Annotated in this window: 12 protein-coding genes; 10 read left to right on the forward strand and 2 right to left on the reverse strand. The window is 62.8% G+C overall.

The window, feature by feature from the left end:
• Positions 1 to 11 precede the first annotated feature (11 nt).
• From LLJ08_RS01535 to LLJ08_RS01555, 5 genes are all read left to right on the forward strand, one after another.
• Positions 12 to 2,060, forward strand: a complete 2,049-nt coding sequence (locus LLJ08_RS01535) for a methyl-accepting chemotaxis protein (protein ID WP_014818753.1) — start codon at positions 12 to 14, stop codon at positions 2,058 to 2,060.
• A gap of 61 nt (positions 2,061 to 2,121) precedes the next feature.
• Complete coding sequence (locus LLJ08_RS01540; protein WP_101275430.1) at positions 2,122 to 2,988, forward strand: CheR family methyltransferase; 867 nt, start codon at positions 2,122 to 2,124, stop codon at positions 2,986 to 2,988.
• Positions 2,989 to 2,999: 11 nt separating this feature from the next.
• Positions 3,000 to 10,196, forward strand: coding sequence for an Hpt domain-containing protein (locus LLJ08_RS01545; protein ID WP_228208889.1), 7,197 nt, complete (start codon positions 3,000 to 3,002; stop codon positions 10,194 to 10,196).
• Complete coding sequence (locus LLJ08_RS01550; RefSeq protein WP_023446065.1) at positions 10,189 to 11,241, forward strand: chemotaxis protein CheB; 1,053 nt, start codon at positions 10,189 to 10,191, stop codon at positions 11,239 to 11,241. The genes LLJ08_RS01545 and LLJ08_RS01550 overlap by 8 nt, the downstream gene beginning before the upstream one ends.
• Complete coding sequence (locus LLJ08_RS01555) at positions 11,238 to 11,708, forward strand: chemotaxis protein CheW (protein ID WP_031298038.1); 471 nt, start codon at positions 11,238 to 11,240, stop codon at positions 11,706 to 11,708. The genes LLJ08_RS01550 and LLJ08_RS01555 overlap by 4 nt, the downstream gene beginning before the upstream one ends.
• Positions 11,709 to 11,732: 24 nt before the next feature.
• On the opposite strand, the gene LLJ08_RS01560 is transcribed toward LLJ08_RS01555, so the two are convergent.
• Together LLJ08_RS01560 and LLJ08_RS01565 are read right to left on the reverse strand one after the other, a co-directional pair.
• Positions 11,733 to 12,449, reverse strand: a complete 717-nt coding sequence (locus tag LLJ08_RS01560) for a 16S rRNA (uracil(1498)-N(3))-methyltransferase (RefSeq protein ID WP_023446064.1) — start codon at positions 12,447 to 12,449, stop codon at positions 11,733 to 11,735.
• Positions 12,450 to 12,530: 81 nt separating this feature from the next.
• A complete protein-coding gene (locus LLJ08_RS01565) occupies positions 12,531 to 13,937 on the reverse strand; it encodes an adenosylmethionine--8-amino-7-oxononanoate transaminase (RefSeq protein WP_228208029.1) in 1,407 nt (468 codons plus the stop codon).
• A 160-nt stretch (positions 13,938 to 14,097) separates the two neighbouring features.
• Here LLJ08_RS01565 and LLJ08_RS01570 point away from each other — a divergent pair, with 160 nt between their 5' ends.
• From LLJ08_RS01570 to adeC, 5 genes are all read left to right on the forward strand, one after another.
• Positions 14,098 to 14,652, forward strand: a complete 555-nt coding sequence (locus tag LLJ08_RS01570) for a cytochrome b (protein ID WP_023446062.1) — start codon at positions 14,098 to 14,100, stop codon at positions 14,650 to 14,652.
• A gap of 25 nt (positions 14,653 to 14,677) precedes the next feature.
• A complete protein-coding gene (locus LLJ08_RS01575) occupies positions 14,678 to 15,253 on the forward strand; it encodes a YceI family protein (protein ID WP_041015616.1) in 576 nt (191 codons plus the stop codon).
• A gap of 263 nt (positions 15,254 to 15,516) precedes the next feature.
• On the forward strand, positions 15,517 to 16,659 hold the full coding sequence (locus tag LLJ08_RS01580; RefSeq protein WP_023446060.1) for an efflux RND transporter periplasmic adaptor subunit: 1,143 nt from the start codon (positions 15,517 to 15,519) through the stop codon (positions 16,657 to 16,659).
• 14 nt (positions 16,660 to 16,673) lie between these two features.
• Positions 16,674 to 19,811 (forward strand): efflux RND transporter permease subunit, encoded by a 3,138-nt coding sequence (locus tag LLJ08_RS01585; RefSeq protein ID WP_041015618.1) that lies wholly within the window; start codon positions 16,674 to 16,676, stop codon positions 19,809 to 19,811.
• Positions 19,811 to 21,235: an AdeC/AdeK/OprM family multidrug efflux complex outer membrane factor gene (adeC, locus tag LLJ08_RS01590; protein ID WP_046617529.1), complete on the forward strand. Its 1,425-nt coding sequence runs from the start codon at positions 19,811 to 19,813 to the stop codon at positions 21,233 to 21,235. Before LLJ08_RS01585 ends, adeC begins: the two co-directional genes overlap by 1 nt.
• Positions 21,236 to 21,292 lie beyond the last annotated feature (57 nt).

The raw sequence follows: 21,292 nt of genomic DNA on the forward strand, positions 1-21,292 counted from the left end.
GGGGCCGGATAATGATCAAAATGAATGCTAATGCTTTGTTGAGCGGGGTGCGCAGCAATACGCTGACCACCGGTTTGTTTATCGTGCTGATCGTATCGATCGTGCTGCTGTTCGCGAACTTCGCGTACGTCAACACTCAGGCCGATCACGATAACGAATACATCGCTCACGCAGGAGAGCTGCGCGTACTGTCCCAGCAGATCGCCAAGGATGCCGTGGAAGCGGCGACCGGCACGCAGGAGGCGTTCGCGTCTCTGAAGCAGGCCCGGAACGAGTTCAACCAGCGCTGGGCCTATCTCTCGCAAGGAAACGAGGACATCGGTCTGCCGGCGGTTCCCGAATCGTTGCGCGATGAAGTCAACGCGGTGGAGCAGGACTGGAACACGCTGCGTCGCGATACCGACGCCATCCTGGCCAGTGAGCAGACTGTCCTGTCGCTCCACCAGGTAGCCAGCACCCTCGCCGAAACCATTCCTCAGCTCCAGGTCGAGTACGAGGAGGTCGTCGACATCCTGCTGGAAAGTGGTGCGCCAGCAGCTCAGGTTTCGGTTGCCCAGCGCCAGTCGCTGCTGGCCGAGCGTATCCTCGGTTCGGTGAACAAGGTGCTGTCCGGTGACCAGGACTCGGTACAGGCGGCCGATATGTTCGGTCGTGATGCCAGTCTGTTCGGTCGAGTCCTGAATGCGATGATCGAAGGCAACGTCGCCATGGGCATCACTGCGGTGGCCGACGAAGAGGCGCTGGATCGTCTCTCGGAGATCGCTGAGCTCTTCCAGTTCGTATCCGGATCGGTGGACGAAATTCTCGAAACGTCGCCTGAACTGTTCCAGGTGCGCGAGTCGGCGAACAGCATCTTCGAGGTTTCGCAGACCCTGCTCGACAAGACCTCCGCGCTGTCGCAAGGCCTGCAGAGCCGCGCCGATGCCCGTTACCTCAACACCATCCTCGGTTACGTGCTGGGCGCCATTGCGCTGGCCTCGATCATCCTGATTGGTCTGGTAATGGTTCAGGAAGCACGCCGCCGCCTGAGCGAAACCGCTGAGAAGAACGAGCGTAACCAGGCTGCGATTCTGCGACTGCTCGATGAAATCGGCGACCTCGCAGACGGTGACCTGACGGTGGCCGCGACCGTTACCGAAGACTTCACCGGTGCGATTGCCGACTCGATCAACTACTCCATCGACCAGCTGCGCGAACTGGTAGCCACCATCAACCAGACCGCTGTTCAGGTATCGGGCGCTGCGCAGGAAACCCAGGCGACTGCAATGCACCTCGCCGAGGCCTCCGAACACCAGGCCCAGGAAATTGCCGGTGCTTCTGCTGCAATCAACGAAATGGCGGTTTCCATTGACCAGGTATCGGCCAACGCCGCGGAATCCTCGGCGGTAGCAGAACGTTCGGTAGCCATTGCCAACAAGGGCAACGAGGTGGTGCACAACACCATCACCGGCATGGACAACATTCGCGAGCAGATCCAGGACACGTCCAAGCGGATCAAGCGTCTCGGTGAGTCGTCCCAGGAGATCGGTGACATCGTCAGCCTGATTAACGACATTGCCGACCAGACCAACATCCTTGCACTCAACGCGGCGATCCAGGCATCCATGGCGGGCGACGCAGGCCGCGGCTTCGCCGTGGTAGCGGACGAAGTACAGCGCCTGGCTGAACGCTCTTCCGCGGCGACCAAGCAGATCGAGGCACTGGTAAAGACCATTCAGACCGACACCAACGAGGCGGTCATCTCGATGGAACAGACTACCTCCGAAGTGGTGCGCGGTGCGCGTCTGGCGCAGGACGCCGGTGTGGCACTGGAAGAGATCGAGAAGGTATCGAAGACGCTTGCGGCGCTGATCCAGAACATCTCCAACGCGGCACGCCAGCAGGCTTCTTCGGCCGGCCACATCTCCAACACCATGAACGTGATCCAGGAGATCACCTCGCAGACCTCGTCGGGTACCACCGCTACGGCCAAGAGCATCGGTAATTTGGCCAAGATGGCCAACGAGATGCGCCATTCCGTTTCTGGCTTTACCCTGCCGGATGCTCCGGATCAGGCCTGACTTGAGCAGTGCGGCAGTCATCTGATGGCTGCCGCCGATGATCATGAGCGAGGGGCAGGGCATGCAGCCGAGGTTTGACTGGGCATTGGAGCCCTTGGCCGATATGTCGCCGGCGGAATTCCATGACTGGCAGACGCTCCTCGAAGAGCGCTCCGGCATGGTCGTCAGCGAACGCAGGCGCAGCTTCCTGCAGACCAATCTGAGCGCTCGCATGCGCGAGGTCGGTGCTCCCGACTATGCCAGCTACTATCGGCAGGTCACCTCCGGCCCCCGTGGTGCTGTCGAGTGGTCGACCCTCATGGACAGGCTGACCGTTCAGGAAACACGTTTCTTCCGTCATCCCGCTTCTTTTGATCTGCTCGAAACCTACTTGCGCCAGCGTCTGGAGCAGGAGTCGATCAAGCGACCCCTGGCGCTGTGGAGCGTTGGTTGCGCAAGTGGTGAAGAGACGTACTCGCTAGCCATGGCCACCGCCGAGGTGCTGGCGGGACGCGAATTCGACGGCAGCTTCGGGGTCACCGGTACGGATATCAGTCTGAGCGCGCTGGCCAAGTCCCGAACAGCGGTCTACAGCGCGCGCAAGCTGGAGCAGGTCGAACCGGCGTTGCGTGAGCGTTATTTCCTGTCGCTATCCGATGATCGTTTTCAAGTGATTCCCGGCCTGGCCGCACGTGTGTGCTTTGCAAGGCTCAATGTGCTGGAACTGGCGAACTCGCCCGTTTCCAGCATGGACGTTATTTTCTGTCAGAACCTGCTGATCTATTTCCGCCGCTGGCGTCGCCGAGAAATCCTCAATCGCCTGGCAGATTGCCTGGCTCCGGGGGGATTGTTGGTGATCGGTGTAGGTGAAGTGGTCGGCTGGCAGCATCCGGGATTGCTTCCGGTGGCCAACGATCAGGTTCTGGCTTTTACCCGGAAAAGTTTATGAGCGGAGTCGCTATGGGTGATCGGCACGATTATGTCGCCCTGGAGTGGGTGAAAGGCGAGATTGCCGAGACGCTTAAGCAGGCGCGTCAGGCTCTGGAGGCGTTCGTCGAGAACCCACAGGACTCGACCCGGATGCGCTTTTGCCTGACCTATGTGCATCAGGTCCACGGCACTCTGCAGATGGTGGAGTTCTTCGGCGCAGCATTGCTCGCCGAGGAAATGGAGCAGCTGGCGCGGGCCTTGCTCGACGAGCGGGTGGCCAATCAGGGCGAGGCGCTCGAGGTGATGATGCAGGCCATCCTGCAGCTGCCTGCCTATCTGGACCGCATTCAGAGTGCGCGCCGCGACCTGCCGATGGTGGTGCTGCCGCTGCTTAACGACCTGCGCGCCGCTCGCGGTGAAAAGCTGCTTTCTGAAACCAGCCTATTTTCACCCGACCTGTCCGGACGCACGCCGGCGCTTTCCCAGGAGTCGGTCGAGCGACTGCGTACGAACGAGCTGCCGGCCCTGCTGCGCAAGCTGCGTCAGATGCTGCAGGTTGCGCTGGTTGGGGTGATTCGCAACCAGGACCTGCCGACCAATCTCGGCTACATGGCGCGGGTATTCGCCCGCCTGGAAATGCTCTGCAAGGATGCGCCACTGGCGGCGCTATGGCAGATCGCCTCGGGCATGGTCGAAGGTCTGGCCAGTGGCGGCGTGAGCAACGGCACCTCCGTCCGCACCTTGTTGCGACAGGTAGACAAGCAGCTCAAGCGGTTGGTCGAGGAAGGCGCTGATGGCCTAAATCAGGCTGCGCCCGATGAGCTGATCAAGAACCTGCTCTTCTACGTCGCCAAGGCGCCGGGGCAGACGCCCCGTATCCAGGCGTTAAAGCAGCTTTACCGTCTCGACGAAGCGCTGCCGGACAGCGCCGTGGTCGATCAGGAGCGTGCTCAGCTGGCTGGTCCCGACCGTGGCGCGATGCGCTCGGTGGTCGCTGCCCTTTGTGAAGAGCTGGTGCGGGTAAAGGACAGCCTGGACCTGTTCGTGCGCAGCGATCGCAAGGTCATTGCCGAGCTGTCCAGCCTTGAGGTCCCGCTCAAGCAGATCGCCGATACCTTGGCAGTGCTCGGCTTCGCTCAACCGCGCAAGATCATTCTCGATCAGATCGTCCTCGTCCAGTCCGTAGCGCAGGGGCAGCAGGCGCCCGACGACGCCATCCTGATGGATATCGCCGGTGCGTTGCTCTATGTCGAGGCTACGTTGGCCGGCATGGTCGGCGGTCCCGCGGAGGAGCGCAGCGAAGCAAGCCACCTGCCGACCACCGATGTTGCCCAGATTCACCAGTTGGTCATTCGCGAAGCGCGTAACGGGCTGGAGCAGGCCAAGGACGCAATCATCGAATTCATTGCCTCGCAATGGAACCACGAGCATCTGGCCCGGGTGCCGGATCTGCTCACTCAGGTTCGCGGCGGTCTGGCGATGATTCCCCTGGAGCGTGCTGCGTCCCTGCTGCAAGCCTGCAATGGCTACATCCAGGATCAGCTTCTGGCGCGACAGGCCGTGCCGGACTGGCAGAGCCTGGATACCCTGGCTGACGCGATCACCAGCGTCGAGTATTACCTCGAGCGACTGTCCGAGGATTGCGGCACCCAGGGCGATCTGATTCTGGATGTGGCCGAAGAAAGCCTGCAGAACCTCGGCTACTCGCTGGGACATGCAAATGCACCGATGAAGGTCGCGGCGCTCGAGAACGAATTCGCCGATCCGCTGGACGAGATCGAAGTGCTGCCTGAGGAGCCGGACGCAAGTCTGGAAGCGTTCGACTCCGTTGCGGTCGACCAGGAAGAATCTCCGGCACCGATGGACCCTGATTTCTTAAGCGAGGCGCAAGCGCCACTCGAGAGCCGTGATGCGGAGATCGCGGCGGAGGCCGAGGAAAGCGAGTGGACGCTGGAAGACCTGTCCGGCGATGAAGAAATCATTTTCAACCTGCCAGAAGAGATGCCGGCGCCCGAAACGCCTCCAGACTCACTTGAAGATGAGTCGGACCTGGGCGAGTGGAGCGATGCGCAGGTCGCCGAGCTCGATCTTCCGGAAGTGAGCCTGCCAGATTATTCCGAACCTGAAAGCCTGCAGGTGGAAGTCGAGCCTGTACTCAGCCTTGAGGAAGTCATGGCGGCGCCGGTCGCAGCCATCAACCCGCCTGCTCAGGATGTACCGCCTAGCCTCCTGCCACCTCCTGCCGACGAAGAAGCGGTCGACGAGGACCTGCTGGAAGTCTTCATCGAGGAAGCGGCAGAAGTTCTGGAGGCGATTGGCGAGCAGTTGCCACTCTGGCTTGCCGACAGTGACAACAAGGATGCCCTGGGCGAAGTGCGACGTGCATTCCACACGCTCAAGGGCAGTGGGCGGATGGTGCGTGCACTGGTCATCGGCGAGTTGGCGTGGTCCATCGAGAACCTGCTCAATCGGGTTCTCGATCGCAGCATCCAGCCGACCGACTCGGTGAGGCAGGTCGTGTGCGATGTCGTTGCGCTGATGCCGGCCCTCGTCGATGAGTTCGCAGCCAAGGCCCAGCGCCAGCGTGATGACGTCGATCACCTTGCGGCAGCAGCGCATGCCCTGGCCAAGGGGCAGTCAGTGGTGCTTTCGCAGCCTGCTGAGACGCCTGCTGCGATTGCGGACGAGCCTGCCCCGTCCGCGGCGCCGCAAGACGATGACGACGCACTGGACCCCCAGTTGCTGGAAATTTTTCGCAACGAGGCCGAATCGCATCTGACCACGCTGGTCAGCTTTCTCGCCGATTGCGCCCAGCGCCTGCCGCAGCCGGTGACCGATGCACTGCAACGTGCCCTGCACACGCTCAAGGGTAGTGCGCACATGGCCGGCATCCTGCCGGTGGCGGAAATCGCAACGCCTCTGGAGAAAATGGTCAAGGAATTCAAGACCAACCTGATCCAGATGGATCTGGCCGAAGCCGAGCTGCTGCATGAGGCCGAGCTGTTGTTACGCCAGGGGCTGGCCAATCTCGATCATGAACCGTTGGCGCCGATAGAAGGCGCCCCGGAGTTCCTGGCCAAGGTGCACGCCCTGCATCAGGCCAGATTGGTCGAAGCCGGCGCCCGCCAGCATAACGATGCTGGTGAGGCCCGCGATCCGAGCGTGATCGCGCTGTTCCTCTCTGAAGGCATGGACATCCTGCTGGATGCCGAAGATTTGCTGCGCAGCTGGCGCGAGCATCCTGCCGAGCGTCAGGAACTCTCCGCTCTGCTGCAGGAGCTGACCACGCTCGGACAGGGCGCGAAAATGGCCGACCTGCCGCAGATGGAAGCGTTGTGCCAGGTGCTGCTGCGTTTGTACGCGGTGGTTGAGGAGGGGCGACTGGCTGTCAGCGAGCGCTTCTTCGACGACGTCGAGCAGGGCCATGAAGCGCTGGTCGGCATGATGGATCAGGTAGCTGCCGCGCTGCAGGTGAGTGAGCAGTCGGAGTTGGTGGCGCGGCTCGAAGCATTGCTCGCCGAAGCCATTGACCCATTGGTTCTGGAGCAGCCGGGCGACCCAGTTTCGGTTGCTGCTCCTGGCGAGATTTCGCTGACAGAATTGCCAGCCGAAGCCGAAGCCGAAGCCGAAGCCGAAGCCGAAGCCGAAGCCGAAGCCGAAGCCGAAGCCGAAGCCTGGCCCGAAGAAGACGCCCCGCAAGACGAGGCGCAGGACGATCTCGATCACGAAATGGTTGAGATCTTTCTCGACGAAGCCGTCGACCTGATGGAAAGCGCCGGCCATGCGCTTGATCGCTGGCTCGCTGATCCGGCCAACCAGATGGCGCTCTCGGCTCTGCTGCGCGACCTTCACACCCTCAAGGGCGGCGCCCGGATGGCAGCAATCCGTCCGATCGGCGACCTCGCCCATGAGCTGGAGTCGCTTTACGAGGGGCTCTCCGACGGTCGCTACGTCCATTCCGCCCCGCTTGCAGCGCTGTTGCAGCGTAGCCACGATCATCTGGCGCTGCAGCTCGAGCAGCTGCAGGGCGAGATGCCGATGAGCAGTGCTGATGCACTCATCGAGTCGATGAAAGCCTTCCGTCAGGGGGCTCTGCCGGCATTCGACGGCGTTGATTCGACTGATGCTTCCCTACTCGAGGCGGCTGCGGGTCCTGACCTGATCCGACCGGAGAACGATTCTGCTCAATCGCTGGATGAGCCGCTGAGCGCCGATGCGTTTGATTTGCCGCTGCTCGAGGTCGATGAGACTTCTGCCGAGGCGGATGAAGGCGACAACGAAACTGCAGCGGACGATAGCCGCGCTTCGGATATCCCGTTCAGCGAAGAGTTGGATGAGATCGACCTCAGCCTTCCCGAGCTGGATGAGGTGCCGGAAGCGTTCGAAGCTGTGCCGGCCGCCGAGGAGCACGACGCAGTCGAGCGCGATCCCGAATTAGTGGAGATCTTCCTCGAGGAGGGTTTCGACCTCATCGAGAGTGCTGCGGGTGGTTTGCAACGCTGGATGGCGGATGTCGACAACAGCTTCGAACTCGAGGCATTGCAGCGCGATCTGCATACCCTCAAGGGCGGGGCCCGGATGGCTGATATCCGTGAAATCGGTGATCTCTCCCACGAGCTCGAGTTTCTTTACGAAGGCCTGTGCGCCGGTAGCTACCGGGCCAGCCCGGAATTGTTCGGCCTTCTGCAGGCCTGCCAGGACCGCCTGGCGGAAATGCTCGAGGCGGTGCGGGCCCACCAACCGGTGCCATCGGGTGGTGCGCTGATCGAGACGATTCGCCACTTTCGCAACAACCCCGATGAGCAACTGAGCATTCCCAGCAGCGTGTCGCTGAAGGCCGCTCAGGAAGATGCGCAGCAGTCTGCCGAAGCCGAAATTCTCGACATCTTTGTCGAGGAGGCTGACGACCTGCTGGAGGAAATGGAATCAGCGCTCGGTCGCTGGGATGCCGGCCGCGAGGATGCCGCTCCGTTGGCTGACATGCTCCGTGTGCTGCACACGCTGAAAGGCGGTGCGCGGCTGGCTGGGCAGACCGCACTGGGCAACATGGCCCACGATCTGGAGCAGCGGTTGAGCGAGGCGCAGCAGCAGGGCGCCCCGTGGCCGGATAGCCTGTTTCTCGATGTGCAGCACGGCTACGACGCGCTGCTGAGGGATGTCGAGCTGCTTCGGGCGGGCCTGGCGAGCGACGGAAGCGACGCTTCGCAACCTGAGTCGCCGGAGCTCGAGCCAGAGTTGCCGCGCGAGCCGGTGACTCTGGAACAACCGATCGTCGCGGCCAGTACCTTGCCGAAGCCGAGTACCAGCCCGGCGAAGGTGCTGCCATTCATTCGACGCGCACAGCTGGCCGCTCAGGAAGCCGCTGCGCGGCGGGCACCGCAGGAGCTGGTCAAGGTTCCCGCAGAACTGCTGGAGGGTCTGGTCAACCTGGCGGGCGAAACATCGATCTTCCGCGGTCGAGTCGAGCAGCAGGTCAGCGACGTCGGCTTCACCCTTGGCGAGATGGAAGCGACCATCGAGCGGGTGCGCGACCAGCTGCGCCGATTGGATACCGAAACCCAGGCGCAGATTCTCAGCCGTTACCAGGCTGAAGCCGAGCGCGCCGGCTATGACGATTTCGACCCGCTGGAAATGGACCGCCATTCGCAGCTGCAACAGCTTTCGCGCGCACTGTTCGAGTCAGCGTCCGACTTGCTCGATCTTAAGGAAACCCTGGCTGCGCGTAATCGCGACGCTGAAACGCTGCTGCTGCAGCAGGCTCGGGTCAATACCGAGCTACAGGAAGGCCTCATGCGTACCCGCATGGTTCCTTTCGAGCGCCTGGTGCCGCGCCTGCGCAGAATCGTGCGGCAGGTCGCTGGCGAGCTCGGCAAACAGGTCGAGTTCATGGTCGGCAACGCCACCGGTGAGATGGACCGCAGCGTGCTTGAGCGAATCGTTGCGCCGCTGGAGCACATGCTGCGCAACGCCGTCGATCACGGTATCGAGCCGGTCGAGCGTCGTCGTGCTGCCGGCAAGCCCGAGCAGGGCGTGATACGCCTGGATCTGGCCCGTGAGGGTGGCGATATCGTGCTGACGCTGGCCGACGACGGTGGTGGCATCAATCTGGACGCGGTGCGGCGCAAGGCTATCGAACGCGGGCTGATGTCCGCCGATAGCGACCTGTCCGAGCATGAAATCCTGCAGTTCATCCTCGAAGCTGGGTTCTCCACCGCGGAGCGCGTCACGCAGATCTCCGGACGCGGCGTGGGCATGGACGTGGTGCACTCGGAAGTGAAGCAGCTCGGCGGGTCGATGAGCATCGAGTCGACGCTCGGTCAGGGCACGCGCTTCCTGATTCGCCTGCCGTTCACAGTGTCGGTGAACCGCGCGCTGATGGTTTATTCCGGTGAGGATCTGTATGCGATCCCGCTGAATACCATCGAAGGTATCGTGCGTGTCTCGCCATACGAGCTGGAAGCTTATTACCAGCCGGATGCGCCGCGCTTCGAATATGCCGGTCAGGCTTACGAGCTGCGTTATCTTGGCGATCTCTTGAACAACGGCCAGAAGCCCAAGCTGGTGGGACAGAGCCTGCCGCTGCCGGTGATCCTGGTGCGCTCGAAAGAACACAGCGTTGCGGTACAGGTCGACAGCCTCGCCGGTTCTCGTGAAATCGTGGTGAAGAGCCTCGGGCTGCAGTTCGCCGGCGTACATGGCATTTCCGGCGCGACCATCCTCGGCGATGGCCGGGTCGTGGTGATTCTGGACCTGCTGGCGACCATCCGTGTGCTCCATGCGCACCAGCTCATTCAGCTGCAACAGCCGCGCCTTATCGATCAGGTGCAGGAGCCGGTCGAGGTCGAAACCGAACGGCCGACGCTGGTCATGGTGGTTGACGATTCGGTCACCGTGCGCAAAGTCACCAGTCGTCTGCTGGAGCGCAATGGCATGAACGTTCTGACCGCCAAGGACGGGGTGGATGCCATCACTCAGCTGCAGGAGCGCAAGCCGGACATCATGCTGCTGGATATCGAGATGCCGCGCATGGACGGCTTCGAGGTGGCCACGCTGGTTCGCCACGACGAGCGTTTGAAGGATCTGCCGATCATCATGATCACCTCGCGTACCGGCGAGAAGCACCGTGATCGCGCGCTGACCATCGGCGTTAACGAATACCTTGGCAAGCCCTATCAGGAATCGGTGTTGCTCGAGGCCATTCAGCGCTTGGTTCACGCCGATGTCTGACGTTCTCTGCGCCCGCATTGCGGTACTCGCCGACACCTCTCTGCAGCGTCACGTGCTGCAGCAGGCTTTGACCGGCAGTGGCTATCAGGTGGTATTGAACAATGACCCGGCGCGCCTCGAGCCGGCAGACCTGGATAGCACCGAGGCCGATCTCTGGCTGGTCGATCTGGCGCAGACCGAAGATTCGCCTCTTGTGGATGCGTTGCTTGAGCGCGACACCACGCGGGTGCTGTTCGGTGAGGGGCATGCGCCGGAGCGGCATTCGGAGTTCTACCCACGTTGGGAGCGCAGCCTGTTCAGCAAGCTGAAGCGCCTGATCGGTGACCCATCACGGGCAGTCGGGCCGCGTCTGGACGTACTGCAGGGTGAAGGACAACGCCCCGAGCGCCTGACGCTACCGCCGCTGCTGGCTGATAGCGCGCTGCATGCCGGTGAAGCGGCGACCCAGGTATGGCTGCTGGCGGCTTCGCTCGGTGGGCCGGAAGCCGTGAAGGCCTTCCTGGACGCGCTGCCTGGCGGCCTGCCAGTCGGTTTCATCTATGCCCAGCATATCGAAGCCAGCTTCGAGTCCGCGTTGTCCCAGGCCGTTGGCCGACATAGTCAGTGGCAAGTTCAACAGGTGCGCCCTGGCCAGCCGGTGCGCTGCGGAGAAGTGATCATCGCGCCGATCGGAGAGGAACTCGGGTTCGAGTCCGATGGCAGCACCCGCCTGAACGGTCGTTGCTGGCCTGAACCGTATAGCCCGTCGATCGACCAGATGATGCTGAACCTGGCCCAGCAGTTCGGCCAGCGTTGCGGTGTCATTGCCTTCAGTGGCATGGGAAGCGACGGCAGTGCGGCGGCCGCATATGTGCTGCGTCAGGGTGGCAGGGTCTGGACGCAGCGCGCCGACTCCTGCGCCTGCTCAAGTATGCCGGACAATCTTCGCGAAGGTGGCTACAGCTCCTACAGCGGTGACCCTCGCGAGCTGGCGCAAGCCTTGGTCAATCATCTGGTCAGCCAGGTCGGTACGCCCGCCACGTCTTTTCAACGGGATAACTCATGAGTCAAATGGTCGTTTCTCCGGAGGCGGAAAGCCTCACCGGGCTGCTGATGCCGCTCGCCGATCGCGTATTGCTGGTGCCCAACGTGGCCGTCGCCGAGCTGATTCCCTATCGCGCTCCGCAAGCGGTGCAGGGCATGCCCGCATGGTTTCTCGGGCAGGTGCAGTGGCGTGACCTGAGCCTACCACTGCTGTCGTTCGAGGCCGCGTCCAGCGGCCAGGCACAACCGGTTGGCAGTTCGGCGCGGGTTGCCGTGCTCAACGCGGTTGGTGGGCGCGACCACGTCAAGTTCATCGCGCTGCTGGTGCAGGGCATCCCGCACTCGATCAAGGTCGACGCCAGCCTCGCGCGCGCGGATGTCACGCTTGCCCCGCTCGAACTGGATGCGGTCAACCTTGGCGACGTGCAGCCGCGAATCCCCGATCTGATCGGTCTGGAGCAGAAGCTCGCCGATGCTGGCCTGATCTGATCGAGGCCGCCACCCGGTACGTCGTCAGAAATCGCCCCAGAGCTGCTGTGCCACGCTCAGCGCCACCACCGGAGCGGTCTCGGTGCGCAGCACTCGCGGGCCGAGTCGAGCAGGCTGAAACCCTTGATTGGCCGCCTGTTCGACTTCGCTCTCACTCAAGCCTCCTTCCGGACCGATCAGGAAAGCCAGTGTCTGCGGTCTGGCATGGCTCGTCAGCGGCGCGGCCACTGGATGCAGCACGAGCTTCAGGTCTGCCTCGACAGGCAACCAGTCACGCAGGCTGATTGGCGGGTGGATGACCGGCAGTACCGACCGGCCGCATTGCTCGCAGGCGCTGATCGCGATCTGCCGCCAATGGGCCAGACGTTTGTCGGCACGCTCATCGTTGAGGCGCACTTCGCAACGCTCGCTGACGATGGGCGTGATCTGCGTTACGCCTAGCTCGGTGGCCTTCTGAATGGCCCAATCCATCCGTTCGCCGCGGGAAAGACCCTGCCCGAGGTGGATCTGTAGAGGTGACTCTGGCATCCCCGTCAGGCGTTCGTGCAGTTCGACGGTGACGGACTTCTTGCCGACTTCCAGCAGTTCGCCGCGAAATTCACTGCCGCTGCCATCGAACAGCTGAACCGCGCTGCCGGCCGAAAGCCGCAGCACCCTGCTGATGTAGTGGGCCGATGCGTCAGGCAGTGGGTGCTGGCCAAGGGAAAGGGGGGCGTCGATGAAAAAACGGGATAGGCGCATGGAGGCAGCTGCAGGCGGCGAGTTGGAAGCGGCAAGTCTAAAGCATCGGCAGCCTGGCTCGCAGGCTGCCGATGCTCCACATCAACCCGGGTCTCTGAAGCCTGGGTATGGACCGACCGGGACCGATCCCCCGGAGGCATCTCGGGTGGCGATGTCGATTCCCTCGGTGGCGACTGCCGCGAGAAAGTCGATCTGTTCCTCGGTGATGCAATAGGGCGGCAGGAAATACACCACACTGCCGAGCGGGCGCAACAGCGCGCCGCGCTCCATCGCGTGCTGATAGACCTTCAGGCCGCGACGCTCCTGCCAGGGATAGGCCGTGCGGCTGGCCTTGTCCTGAACCATCTCGATAGCCAGCGCCATGCCGGTCTGGCGGACCTCGGCCACGTGCGGATGCTCGACCAGGTGTGCGGTGGCGCTGGCCATGCGCGCGGCCAGCGCCTTGTTTGCTTCGATCACGTTGTCTTCGGCGAAGATATCCAGCGTCGCCAGTGCCGCGGCGCAGGCCAGCGGGTTGCCGGTGTAGGTGTGCGAATGGAGGAAGGCGCGCAGCGTCGAATAGTCGTCGTAGAACGCCCGGTACATCCGGTCGGTGGTGAGCACTGCGGCCATCGGCAGATAGCCGCCGGTCAAGGCTTTGGACAGGCAGAGGAAGTCTGGCGTGATGCCAGCCTGCTCGCAGGCGAACATGCTGCCGGTGCGGCCGAAGCCGACCGCGATCTCGTCGTGGATGAGGTGCACTTCGTAGCGGTCGCAGGCCTCGCGCAGCAGCTTCAGATATATCGGGTGGTACATGCGCATGCCGCCGGCGCCCTGAATCAGCGGTTCGACGATGACCGCGGCGATGTCCTGGTAGTGCTCGGCAAGGGTCTGTTCCATGTGCGCGAACATCTGCCGCGAATGCTCTTCCCAGCTCACCCCCTCGGGTCGCAGGTAGCAGTCCGGGCTCGGAACCTTGAAGGTGTCCAGCAGCAGCGGCTTGTAGGTGTCGGTGAAGAGGGCGACATCACCCACCGACATCGCGGCGACGGTTTCCCCGTGATAGCTGTTGGTCAGGGTGACGAAGCGCTGCTTCTGGCCACGTCCGCTGTTGCGCCAGTAGTGAAAGCTCATCTTCAGCGCCACTTCGATACCGGTCGAACCGTTGTCGGTATAGAAGACGCGGTCCAGTCCGGCCGGTGTCAGGGCGACCAGGCGCTCCGACAGCTCCACCACCGGCTGATGACTGAAGCCGGCCAGCATCACGTGCTCGAGTTGGTCGACCTGATCCTTGATGCGCTGATTGATGCGCGGATTGGCATGGCCGAAGACGTTGACCCACCAGGAACTGACCGCGTCCAGGTATCGCTTGCCGTCGAAATCCTCCAGCCAGACGCCTTCGCCGCGGCGGATCGGAATCAGCGGCAGCTGCTCGTGATCTTTCATCTGGGTGCAGGGATGCCAGAGTACGGCAAGGTCGCGTTGCATCCAGCTGTCGTTCAGGCTCATCGTTACTCCTCCGCAATGAGTCGCGAAGCCTAGCAGAAGCGCTGGGGCATGACTTATGCGATCAGTCATCGATTTACTCGATGTTTCAAAGCGAAAAAATGCGCTCTATTCCGATAGGTAACCGGCTACGCTTCTAGGCCTGAATTTGAAGGAAGACTCAATGCACTGGCGTAACTCCTCAACGAACTATGGGCTGACCAGCATTGCCTTGCACTGGTTGGTGGCCATCGCCGTATTCGGTCTGTTCGGCCTGGGCTTCTGGATGGTTGGGCTGAACTACTACAGCAGCTGGTATCGCACCGCGCCGGACCTGCACAAGAGCATTGGCATCGCGCTGTTTCTGATCATGCTGCTGCGGGTGCTCTGGCGTTTCGTCAGCCCTGCGCCGGCGCCGCTGGCGAGTCAGGGGCGGCTGACCCGGATCGCGGCCAGGCTTGGTCACAGCCTGCTGTACCTCGGCCTGTTCCTGGTGATGATCTCGGGTTACCTGATCTCCACCGCCGATGGCCGGCCGATCAGCGTGTTCGGCCTGTTCGAGGTGCCGGCGCTGATCACTTCCATCCCCGATCAGGCCGACAGCGCCGGGATTGTTCACGAATACGCTGCCTGGGCGCTGGTGATCTTCGCCGTGGTACACGCCCTGGCTGCGCTCAAACACCATTTCATCGACCGCGACGCGACACTCAAGCGCATGCTCGGTCGTAGTGCCGGTTAATCACCCCCGATAGGAGAATCCATCGATGCTCAAGAAAACCCTCGCTGCACTGGTCCTCGGCTCCGCACTGGTCGGTGGCCAGGCATTTGCTGCCGACTACGCCATCGACAAGCAGGGCCAGCACGCCTTCGTCAATTTCAAGATCAGCCACCTCGGCTACAGCTGGCTGTGGGGCACGTTCAAGGATTTCGATGGCAGCTTCAGCTTCGATGCGGACAAGCCGGAAGCGAGCAAGGTCAACGTCACGTTGAAGACCGCCAGCGTCGATACCAACCACGCCGAGCGCGACAAGCACCTGCGCAGCGATGACTTCCTCAACGTCGACAAGCACCCGGCAGCGACCTTCGAGTCGACTTCGGTGAAGTCCACCGGCGACGGCACTGCTGACATCACCGGCAACCTGACGCTCAACGGCGTGACCAAACCGGTGGTGATCGCTGCCAAGTTCATCGGCGAAGGTGATGATCCCTGGGGTGGCTACCGTGCCGGTTTCGAAGGCAGTACCACGCTGACGCTGAAGGACTTCGACATCAAGATGGACCTCGGGCCGGCGTCGCAAACGGTCGATCTGATCATCTCGGTCGAAGGTGTGCGCAAGTAAACGCTCCCCGTGGAACCCGAACGCCGGCACTTTGCCGGCGTTCTGCGTTTGCCAGGATATGTATCAACGCTTCTTGCACAGCGGACAAACCTGTGTCGAATGGGTCTATGACGCACCTTTTGCAACATTTGCGGCAGGGCCGACGAGTCTTTTCAGGTTTACAGACAGTCATGGATGTAAGTATATTTCGGCCCATTCCGCTCTCCGCGTCTGCGGCGCGCTGTTGCCCATTCCCGCCTGCCAGGTTTTCAAGAGGTCTAACCATGCCAATCAAGTCAGCCAATGCTGCCCTGATGTCCATTCTCGCCATGGCTGTTTTCCTGGCCGGCTGTCAGGAAGAAGCCGCCCCACCGGCCCAGCAGAAGCCCAAGGTGGGTATCGTGACCCTGCAGGCAGAGCCGTTCGCGGTAACCACCGAGCTGCCCGGGCGTACCCGCGCCTACCGCATCGCCGAGGTGCGGCCACAGGTCAACGGCATCATCCAGAAGCGTCTGTTCACCGAAGGCAGCGACGTCAAGGCTGGGCAACAGCTCTATCAGATCGATGCATCGGTGTACGAGGCCACGCTGAAGAGTGCTCAGGCGAGCGTTGCTTCCAGCAAGTCGCTGGCCGACCGCTACGCCGAGCTGGTCAAGGATCAGGCCGTCAGCAAGCAGGCCTATGACGAGGCGCGGGCCGCCAGCCTGCAGGCCGAAGCGGAGCTGGAGCGCGCGCGGATCGACGTGCGCTACACCAAGGTGCTGGCGCCGATTTCCGGCCGGATCGGCCGTTCCGCGGTGACCGAGGGTGCGCTGGTCAGCAACGGTCAGGCGCAGGAACTGGCGACCATTCAGCAGCTTGACCCGATCTATGTTGACGTGACCCAGCCGGCCCGAGACCTGCTAGCGCTGCGGCGCGACCTGGCCGAGGGTCGTCTGCAGAAGTCTGGCGATAACGCGGCCAAGGTCACCCTCAAACTGGAGGATGGCAGCGATTACGGTCACGAAGGCAAACTCGAATTCAGCGAAGTCACGGTGGATGCCGGTACCGGCTCGGTGACCCTGCGCGCCGTATTCCCGAATCCGGACAAGAATCTGCTGCCGGGCATGTTCGTCCATGCGCAGCTGGTGGCCGGCATGAAGAGCGAGGCGATCCTGGTTCCGCAGCAGGGCGTCACCCGCAACACCAAGGGTGACCCGACCGCCATGGTGGTCAATGCCGAGAACAAGGTGGAAGTGCGCCCGATCAAGACCGAGCGCGCCGTGGGCAATCGCTGGCTGGTCGGCGAAGGCCTGCAGCCGGGCGATCGCGTGATCACCGAAGGCCTGCAGTTCATCCAGCCGGGGGTCGAGGTCGAGGTGGCTCCGGCGACCAATGTCGATAATCGCGGTGGGGTGTCTGCACAACCCCAAGGCCAAGAAGGCTGAGGGGTTTCTAATCCATGTCCAAGTTCTTTATCGACCGGCCGATCTTCGCCTGGGTGATCGCCCTGGTGATCATGCTCGCCGGCGGGCTGTCCATTCTCAAGTTGCCGGTCAACCAGTACCCGAGCATCGCCGCGCCTGCGGTCGGCATTTCCGTCAGCTACCCGGGCGCCTCGGCGCAGACGGTGCAGGACACCGTGGTGCAGGTCATCGAGCAGCAGCTCAACGGCATCGACGGGCTGCGCTACATCTCCTCGGAGAGCAACTCCGACGGCAGCATGACCATTACCGTGACCTTCGATCAGGGCACCAACCCCGATATCGCCCAGGTTCAGGTGCAGAACAAGTTGCAGCTGGCGACGCCGCTGCTGCCGCAGGAGGTTCAGCAGCAGGGTATTCGCGTCACCAAGGCGGTGCGCAACTTCCTGATCGTGATCGGCCTAGTTTCCACCGACGGCAGTCTCGACCAGCGTGACCTGGCGAACTACATCGTCGCCAACATGCAGGACCCGATCTCGCGCACCAAGGGCGTCGGCGACTTCCAGGTATTCGGTGCCCAGTACGCGATGCGCATCTGGCTCGATCCGGCGAAGCTGAACAACTTCAGCCTGACCCCGGTGGACGTCAGCTCGGCGATCCAGGCGCAGAACGTCCAGATCTCGTCCGGTCAGCTGGGTGGCTTGCCGGCGCTGCCCGGGCAGCAGCTCAACGCCACGGTGATCGGCAAGACCCGCCTGCAGACTCCGGAGCAGTTCCGCAACATCCTGCTCAAGGTCAACAGCGACGGCTCGCAGGTGCGTCTGGGTGATGTCGCCAAGGTCGAGCTGGGGGGTGAAAACTATTCGGTCAGCGCGCACTTCAACGGCAAGCCGGCCGCCGGCCTGGCGCTGAAGCTGGCAACCGGCGCCAACGCGCTGGATACCGTCGAAGGCGTGCGCAAGACCATCGAGGAGCTCAAGCCGTTCTTCCCGCCGGGTGTCGACGTGGTCTATCCCTACGACACCACGCCGGTCATCTCTGCGTCCATCACCGGCGTCATGCACACGCTGCTCGAGGCGTTCGTGCTGGTGTTCCTGGTGATGTACCTGTTCCTGCAGAACTTCCGCGCGACGCTGGTTCCGACGCTCGCGGTGCCCGTGGTGCTGCTGGGTACCTTCGGCGTGCTGGCGGTGTTCGGTTTCAGCATCAATACCCTGACCATGTTCGCCATGATTCTGGCCATCGGCCTGCTGGTCGACGATGCCATCGTGGTGGTGGAGAACGTCGAGCGGGTGATGCGCGAAGAAGGGCTCTCGCCTCTGGAGGCGACGCGCAAGTCCATGGGCCAGATCCAGGGCGCGCTGATCGGCATTGGCGTGGTGCTGTCGGCGGTACTGCTGCCGATGGCCTTCTTCGGGGGCTCGACCGGGGTCATCTATCGGCAGTTTTCCATCACCATCGTTTCGGCGATGGTGCTCTCGGTGCTGATGGCGCTGATCTTCACGCCGGCGCTGTGTGCGACGCTGCTCAAGCCGATCGACAAGGATGATCACCACGAGAAGGGCGGATTCTTCGGCTGGTTCAATCGCACCTTCGATCGCAGCGTGAATGGCTACGAGCGCGGCGTGAGGGCCGTGCTCAAGCGCAAGGCACCGTTCCTGCTGCTGTATGTGCTGATCGTCGGCGTCATGGTGGTGCTGTTCAACCGCATTCCCAGCGCCTTTCTGCCGGAAGAGGACCAGGGCGTCCTGTTCGCCCAGGTAATGACTCCGTCGGGCTCGACCGCCGAGCGCACCCAGCAGAGCATCGACGCCATGCGCAGCTATCTGCTGGAAGAGGAGAGCGACATCGTTCGTTCCGTCTTTACCGTGACCGGCTTCAGCTTCGCCGGCCGCGGCCAGAGCTCGGGTATCGCCTTCATCGGCCTGAAGCCTTGGAGCGAGCGGACCAACGAGGAAGACAGCGTGTTCGCCCTGGCCCAGCGTGCGCAGCAGCATTTCGCCAGTTTCCGTGACGCCCAGGTGTTCGCCTTTGCGCCGCCTGCGGTGATGGAGCTGGGTAATGCCACCGGTTTCAACCTGTTCCTGCAGGACCGCGCCGGCGTTGGCCAGGAAGTGCTGCAGCAGGCCCGCGACAAGTTCCTCCAGCTGGCCAGCCAGAGTCCGGTGCTCACCCGGGTGCGGCCCAATACCCTGCGCGATGAGCCGCAGTATCAGGTTCTGATCGACGACGAGAAGGCGCGGGTATTGGGTATCTCTCTGGCGGACATCAACAGCACGCTGTCGATTGCCTGGGGTGGCCGCTACGTCAACGACTTTATCGATCGAGGTCGGGTGAAGAAGGTGTATTTGCAGGGCGTTCCGGACGCGCGCATGAGCCCTGAGGATTTGCAGAAGTGGTACGTGCGCAACGACGCTGGCGAGATGGTCCCGTTCAGCGCCTTCGCCAGCGGTGAGTGGACCTACGGTTCGCCGAAGCTGTCGCGTTTCAACGGCGTCAGTGCGATCGAGATGCTCGGTGAGCCGGCCCCTGGCTACAGCTCCGGTGATGCCATGGCCGAGGTCGAACGCATCGCCGCCCAGCTGCCACCTGGAGTCGGCTATTCCTGGACAGGTCAGTCCTACGAGGAACGTCTGGCGGGATCGCAGACGCTGGCGCTCTATGCCCTGTCGCTGCTGGTGGTGTTCCTCTGCCTGGCGGCCCTGTACGAGAGCTGGTCGATTCCGTTCTCGGTCATGCTGGTCGTGCCGCTGGGTATCGTCGGGGCGCTGGCCTTCACCTTGCTGCGCGGGCTGTCCAACGAGGTGTTCTTCCAGGTGGGCCTGGTCACCACCATCGGTCTGTCGGCGCGTAACGCGATCCTCATCGTCGAGTTCGCCAAGGCGCTGCACGAGCAGGGGATGAGCTACGCCGATGCCGCGCTGCAGGCGTGCCGCATGCGTCTGCGGCCGATCATCATGACCTCGCTGGCGTTCATTCTCGGCGTGGTGCCTCTGGCGATTGCGTCTGGCGCCGGTGCGGGCAGCAAGCACGCGATTGGTACCGGTGTGATCGGCGGCATGTTGACCGCCGCGATACTGGCGATCTTCTGGATTCCACTGTTCTACGTAATGATCTGCACGTTCTTCGACCGCTCGAAGTCCGCCAACGAGGGTGTGAAGGAGGATTCGCAGTGATGCACAAGTCTCTGTTGAGCCTGGCGCTGATGGCGGCGCTGGGCGGTTGCTCGCTGATCCCTGACTACGAACGTCCGGACGCACCGGTCGCGGCCGCCTGGCCGCAAGGCGAGGCCTATCCGCAAGACGCGACGCAGGCGTCCGAGCGCGCGCTTGGCTGGCGCGAGTTCTTCCGTGATCCGGCACTGCAGCAGTTGATCGAGGTGGCGCTGGAGAACAACCGTGACCTGCGTGTGGCGGCGCTCAACGTCGATGCCTATCGCGCGCTGTATCGCGTGCAGCGCGCCGATGTGCTGCCGGCGGTGAGTGCCGACGGCGCGGGGACGCGCAGCCGCACCCCTGGCGATCTGAACATGAGTGGCGAGCCGGCCATCAGCAGCCAGTACAGCGCCACGTTCGGTGTGTCCTGGGAGCTGGACCTGTTCGGTCGCCTGCGCAGCCTGCGCGACCAGGCGCTGGAAGAGTTCTTCGCCAGCGAGGCCGCCCAGCGCAGCACCCAGATCAGTCTGATCGCCAGTGTCGCCAATGCCTGGCTGACCTTGCAGGCCGACCAGGCATTGCTGCAGGTCACCCGCGATACGCTGAAGACCTATGAAGAGAGCTTTGGTCTGACCCAACGCAGTTTCGACGTCGGGGTCGCCTCTGCGCTGGAGCTGCGTCAGGCGCGCAGCGCTGTCGACAGTGCGCGGGTGAACATCGAGCAGTACACGCGGCTGGTGGCGCAGGACCGCAATGCGCTGACGCTGTTGCTGGGACAGAGCCTGCCGGCCGGTCTGCAGTCGGGCGACGGGCTGGAGCGTACCCAGCTGGCGACGTTGCCGGTCGGGCTTCCCTCCGATCTGCTTCAGCAGCGCCCGGATGTTCTCCAGGCTGAATATCAACTGCGCGCTGTCAATGCCAGCATCGGCGCAGCCCGTGCGGCGTTCTTTCCGCGCATCAGCCTGACCGGCGCAGCGGGTTCGGCGAGCAGCGAGTTGTCCGGCCTGTTCGACGGCGGCTCCGGTTACTGGAGCTTCTCGCCGAGCATCAGTGTGCCGATCTTCAATGCTGGCCAGCTGCGGGCGAATCTGGACTACGCGCAGATCAGCAAGAACATCCAAGTCGCGCAATACGAGAAAGCGATCCAGACCGCCTTCCGCGAAGTGGCCGACGGGCTGGCGGCTCAGGCCACCTACACGCGGCAGGTGCAGGCGCAGCGTGATCTGTTGGAGACCAGCGAGGACTACTACAACCTCGCCGAGCGCCGCTATCGCACGGGCATCGACAGCTACCTGACCGTGCTCGATGCGCAGCGCCAGCTGTTCAGCGTGCAGCAGCAACTGATCACCGATCGCCTGGCGCAGATGACCAGCGAGGTCAATCTGTTCAAGGCGCTGGGTGGCGGCTGGCAGGACGCGGTGCAGGCGCAGCCGCAAGAGGAATGAGGCGATGCGGTGGTCGCTTGCAGTACGACCACCGCCGACAACACGCAGATACGAAAA

Source organism: Stutzerimonas chloritidismutans, assembly GCF_020783375.1.
GTDB classification, from domain to species: domain Bacteria; phylum Pseudomonadota; class Gammaproteobacteria; order Pseudomonadales; family Pseudomonadaceae; genus Stutzerimonas; species Stutzerimonas kunmingensis.

What these genes read in the sequence shown, in the direction of transcription:
- LLJ08_RS01535 (WP_014818753.1), top strand. Translation starts at nt 12, where the DNA reads ATGATCAAAATGAATGCTAATGCTTTGTTGAGCGGGGTGCGCAGCAAT.
- LLJ08_RS01540 (WP_101275430.1), top strand. Translation starts at nt 2,122, where the DNA reads ATGCAGCCGAGGTTTGACTGGGCATTGGAGCCCTTGGCCGATATGTCG.
- LLJ08_RS01545 (WP_228208889.1), top strand. Translation starts at nt 3,000, where the DNA reads ATGGGTGATCGGCACGATTATGTCGCCCTGGAGTGGGTGAAAGGCGAG.
- LLJ08_RS01550 (WP_023446065.1), top strand. Translation starts at nt 10,189, where the DNA reads ATGTCTGACGTTCTCTGCGCCCGCATTGCGGTACTCGCCGACACCTCT.
- LLJ08_RS01555 (WP_031298038.1), top strand. Translation starts at nt 11,238, where the DNA reads ATGAGTCAAATGGTCGTTTCTCCGGAGGCGGAAAGCCTCACCGGGCTG.
- LLJ08_RS01560 (WP_023446064.1), bottom strand. Translation starts at nt 12,449, where the DNA reads ATGCGCCTATCCCGTTTTTTCATCGACGCCCCCCTTTCCCTTGGCCAG.
- LLJ08_RS01565 (WP_228208029.1), bottom strand. Translation starts at nt 13,937, where the DNA reads ATGAGCCTGAACGACAGCTGGATGCAACGCGACCTTGCCGTACTCTGG.
- LLJ08_RS01570 (WP_023446062.1), top strand. Translation starts at nt 14,098, where the DNA reads ATGCACTGGCGTAACTCCTCAACGAACTATGGGCTGACCAGCATTGCC.
- LLJ08_RS01575 (WP_041015616.1), top strand. Translation starts at nt 14,678, where the DNA reads ATGCTCAAGAAAACCCTCGCTGCACTGGTCCTCGGCTCCGCACTGGTC.
- LLJ08_RS01580 (WP_023446060.1), top strand. Translation starts at nt 15,517, where the DNA reads ATGCCAATCAAGTCAGCCAATGCTGCCCTGATGTCCATTCTCGCCATG.
- LLJ08_RS01585 (WP_041015618.1), top strand. Translation starts at nt 16,674, where the DNA reads ATGTCCAAGTTCTTTATCGACCGGCCGATCTTCGCCTGGGTGATCGCC.
- adeC (WP_046617529.1), top strand. Translation starts at nt 19,811, where the DNA reads ATGCACAAGTCTCTGTTGAGCCTGGCGCTGATGGCGGCGCTGGGCGGT.